Below are 4,266 nucleotides of genomic sequence, written 5' to 3'. Positions count from 1 at the left end.
ACACCGCCACCAGCATCGCGACGCCGATCACGATCAGGACGATGCCGGAAAGCTCGCGCGCCGACAGCGCCTGCTTGAACGAATAATACGACACCGCCTGCGCGAACAGCACCTCGACCAGCGCCAGCGTGCGCACGTTGGCGGCCGCCGTCAGCGCGAAGGCCAGAAACCAGAACTGCGAGGCGAAGGCGCCCATGAAGCCCGCCAGCATCGAGGGCTTCCACAGCCCGAAGATTTTCTTGAGCACGTCGGGCGCCCGTACCAGCAGATAGATCGTCAGCACCAGGGTCTGCACGAACAGTCCCCATACCAGCGTGTAGGTCGCCGTCGTCACGAAGGAGACGCCGGGCACCGCGATGATGGCGCCGCGAAAGCCTACCGCCGACAGCGCGAAGAAAGCCCCGGCGACCAGGCCGATGATGGTGGGCTTGAGTTCGGCAAAACCCTTTGCGCCGCCCGGCCGCAGCGCGGTGATGACCACGCCGACGGTCGCGATCACGATTGCGATCACCTTCAGCACGGTGAGATGATCGCCGAGAAAGACGAAGCCGAAGATCGCGGTCTGGATCGCCTCGGTCTTGATGTACGCCGTGGTTACCACGAAGGACCGGTCGTTCATCGCCAGCAGCATCAGGGCGGTGGCGGCGATCTGGCTGAGCGCGCCGAGCAGCAGCCACGGAAAGAACGACGCCGTCGGCCACGGCACCGCATCGCCGGTGGCGAAAATCACGACGACGAAAAACAGGATCGAGAACGGAAAGCCGAACAGGAATCGGATATTGGTGGCGCCCCAGGTGCCGAGCGGCCCGGTCAGCTGCCGCTGCATCGCATTGCGCGCGACCTGGCCGAGCGACGCGGTGATGGTGAAGGGAATCCAGAGCGAGGCGAGCGTGAACATGAAGGGCGGTTACCGGCAGGAAATGGCGGCCACCGTGCCGGGCGCGGGAGATGCGGTCAACCCGGGTTATTGCATGCGGCATACACCCTGTCGTCGTCCCTGCGAACGCAGGGACCCATACCGCGTGATATATCGATCTAAGGGAAGCCGTTCGACGACTTGTCGTCACCACGAGCGCCGGTGGTTATGGGTCCCTGCGTTCGCAGGGACGACGAAAGATTTAAATCCCCTCCGCCACCACCATGTAGTTCACGTCCATGTCCGACGAGAGGCTCCATTTGTCTGATAATGGCGAGTAGACCACGCCGGCCTGCTCGGTGATGCCGAGCTTGTTGTTGTGCAGATGGTGCGTGAGTTCGTCGGGGGTGACGAACTTGTCCCATTGATGGGTGCCGCGCGGCAGCCAGCGCAGCACATATTCGGCGCCGACGATGGCGAGTGCAAAGCTCTTCCAGTTGCGGTTCAGCGTCGAGACCACCATCATGCCGCCGGGCTTCAGCATCGTGGCGCAGCGGTTGAGGAACATGCCGACGTCGCTGACGTGCTCGATCACCTCCATCGCCAGCACGATGTCGAAGCGTTCGCGCACGTCCATCTCCTCGACGGTGGTGCAGCGATAGTCGATCGACAGATGGGCCTTGTCGGCGTGCAGTTTCGCCGCCGCGATGTTGGTGGCGGACGGGTCGACCCCAATCACCTGGGCGCCGAGCCGGGTGAACGGCTCGCACAGCAGGCCGGCGCCGCAGCCGATATCGAGGATGCGCAAGGCAGACAGGCAATTCAGGCTTTTGACGTTGCGCTCGAACTTGCGGCAGGCGGCGTCGCGGATATAGGTCAGCCGCAGCGGATTGATCTTGTGCAACGGCGCCATCTTGCCGTTGGGATCCCACCACTCGTCCGACAGTTTCGAGAATTTCGCGATTTCGGCGGGATCGACCGTGGACGCAGTTGCGCCCGGGGACGCAGGTGCGCCGGAAAAATTGGCGGGATTCTGTTGCATGGCCATGAATTGCGCGCCGCTCCTATCGCGCGGTGATGTGGTTGCGGAATTCGAGCGGCGAGGCAATGGTGTCGATGGTCTTGTTGCCCTCGCCGACGCCGAAGATCGACACGTTGCCGTAATTGAGGATGCGTCCGAGAATGCTCTGGTTCACGTCGACGCTCTCGACCTTGTCGAGACTCATCTCGAATGTCTGCCGCTGGATGAACCCGGTCTTGTGGACGACGCGCAGATTGGTGACGTCGGTCTCGGTGGTCCAGCGGTGGAACCAGGCGGTCGCGGTCTTGTACAGCGCGAAAATCGCCGAGATCGCCGACATCGACAGGCTCAGCAGCATCGGGGTGCCGCCCGGGACCATTCCCGACACCACAAAGAACGCAATGGCCACGATCCAGCCCGTGATCGCCGGCAGGAAGAAGATCCAGTGCGTGTTGGTCGAATACAGCACCTTCTCGCCGGGCTGCAGGATATCGTCGATATAACGCCCCATACGCTGGCCTCAATTACCTCAGAACCGCTGCATTCCCGCCAATCCCGGGAATAGCCGAGGGATTGCCGGGACCCGGTTGCTTGCCCGCAACCGCGCCGTTATGTATACGCGCCTTTCGGGCGGCGCGCTCTGGTTTTGCGCGCCGGCCACCATACTCAACCCCTCAGGGAATGCACCAGTCGTCATGGGCCGCCTCGTGATGAAATTCGGCGGCACATCCGTCGCCAATATCGAACGTATCCGCAACGTCGCGCGCCATGTAAAGCGCGAGGTCGACGCCGGTCATGAGGTCGCCGTGGTGGTGTCCGCGATGTCCGGCAAGACCAACGAACTGGTGGCATGGTGCCAAGAGGCGTCGCCGATGCATGACGCCCGCGAATATGACGCCGTGGTGGCCTCCGGCGAACAGGTCACCGCCGGCCTGCTGGCGATCGCGCTGCAGGCGCTCGGCATCCAGGCGCGCTCCTGGCAGGGCTGGCAGATCCCGATTCGGACCAGCGACGCCCACGCCTCGGCCCGGATTCTCGAGATCGACGGCGCCGAGCTGATCAACCGTTTCAAGGACCGCAAGGAAGTCGCCGTGATCGCCGGCTTCCAGGGCATCAACCCCGCCACGCAGCGAATCACCACGCTCGGACGCGGCGGTTCCGATACCTCGGCGGTGGCGATCGCCGCCGCGATCCATGCCGACCGCTGCGACATCTATACCGACGTCGACGGCGTCTACACCACCGACCCGCGCGTGGTTCCAAAAGCCCGCCGGCTCGACCGAATCGCGTTCGAGGACATGCTGGAACTGGCGTCGCAGGGCGCCAAGGTGCTGCAGGTCCGCTCGGTGGAACTCGGCATGGTGCACAACATGCCTATTTTCGTCCGCTCCAGTTTCGACAAGCCCGAGGATATCGACCCGCACGCCAATCAGCCGCCGGGCACGCTGATCTGCAGCGAGGAGGAAATCATGGAAAGCCACGTCGTCACCGGTATCGCCTTTTCCAAGGACGAAGCCCAGATTTCCGTCCGCCAGATCGAGGACAAGCCCGGCATCGCCGCGGCGATCTTCGGCCCGCTGGCGGATGCCAACATCAACGTCGACATGATCGTGCAGAACGTCTCGGAAGACGGCAAGACCACCGACCTCACCTTCACGGTGCCGGCCTCGGACTATGCCCGCGCCCGCGACACCATCACGGCGGCCAAGGGCGCCATCGGCTATGCCCGGCTCGACAGCGCCACCGACGTCACCAAGGTCTCGGTGATCGGCAGCGGCATGCGCAGCCATGCCGGCGTCGCCGCGCAGGCGTTCGCAGCCCTGGCCGGGCGCAACATCAACATCCGCGCCATCACCACCTCCGAAATCAAGTTTTCGGTGCTGATCGACGCCGCCTACACCGAACTCGCGGTGCGCACCCTGCACACGCTGTACGGGCTCGACCAGGCCTGAGTTCGGCTTCGACGTAGCGTCATCGGCGGTGCGCTCCCTCTCCCGCTTGCGGGGGGAGGGCCGGGGTGGGGGCTGCCTCCGCGAGCGCCGGTGCGAGTTGAGAGATTTCCCCCACCCGCCGCGCGCTTCGCGCGCGTCGACCTCCCCCGCAAGCGGGAGAGGTAAGTGGCGCGACGCACCACCGAATTCACACCGCGAACATCCAATTTAGAATGATTTTCCCTTAGCGGTCGCAGCATTGGGCTGACAGAACCGTTATCGCCTCTGGCAGGCGTTTTGCTTGGCAAAACAAGCCCCGATTCGCTATACGGCCGGATGGGTGGGCTGCGGCAAACTGTGCCACAGTTTTGGCAACGCTGATTCGGCCGGTTGCGACCCTTGTGGCGGCGCCGATTGATTGAAATCGTTGTTTTCACTGGATTTGACGCCAGCTCCCG

At 63.7% G+C, this 4,266-nt stretch carries 4 protein-coding genes; 1 reads left to right on the top strand and 3 read right to left on the bottom strand.

Features of this window, described 5'->3' with window-relative positions; genetic code table 11:
• The 3 genes from Q7U29_RS09255 to Q7U29_RS09245 all read right to left on the bottom strand — a co-directional run.
• The coding region (locus Q7U29_RS09255; RefSeq protein ID WP_304740659.1) for a DMT family transporter at positions 1-898 on the bottom strand (898 nt) is incomplete at its 3' end.
• 220 nt (positions 899-1,118) lie between these two features.
• A complete protein-coding gene (ubiG, locus tag Q7U29_RS09250) occupies positions 1,119-1,904 on the bottom strand; it encodes a bifunctional 2-polyprenyl-6-hydroxyphenol methylase/3-demethylubiquinol 3-O-methyltransferase UbiG (protein ID WP_304740657.1) in 786 nt (261 codons plus the stop codon).
• Between the two features lie 16 nt (positions 1,905-1,920).
• Entirely contained in the window at positions 1,921-2,388 is a 468-nt protein-coding gene (locus Q7U29_RS09245) for a PH domain-containing protein (protein ID WP_304740655.1), read from the bottom strand.
• A gap of 184 nt (positions 2,389-2,572) precedes the next feature.
• Between Q7U29_RS09245 and Q7U29_RS09240 the strand changes: the two genes are divergently transcribed.
• Positions 2,573-3,829: an aspartate kinase gene (locus Q7U29_RS09240; protein ID WP_304740653.1), complete on the top strand. Its 1,257-nt coding sequence runs from the start codon at positions 2,573-2,575 to the stop codon at positions 3,827-3,829.
• Positions 3,830-4,266: the final 437 nt, after the last annotated feature.

Source organism: Bradyrhizobium sp., assembly GCF_030654605.1.
In the GTDB taxonomy this organism is placed as follows: Bacteria; Pseudomonadota; Alphaproteobacteria; order Rhizobiales; family Xanthobacteraceae; genus Bradyrhizobium.
The sequence above is the reverse complement of the archived record's forward strand: the minus strand, read 5'-3'. Positions and strand labels throughout refer to the sequence as shown.

Bases quoted from the DNA above. Each gene is read 5' to 3' on its own strand.
- Q7U29_RS09240 (WP_304740653.1), top strand. From the start codon at position 2,573: ATGGGCCGCCTCGTGATGAAATTCGGCGGCACATCCGTCGCCAATATC.
- Q7U29_RS09245 (WP_304740655.1), bottom strand. From the start codon at position 2,388: ATGGGGCGTTATATCGACGATATCCTGCAGCCCGGCGAGAAGGTGCTG.
- ubiG (WP_304740657.1), bottom strand. From the start codon at position 1,904: ATGGCCATGCAACAGAATCCCGCCAATTTTTCCGGCGCACCTGCGTCC.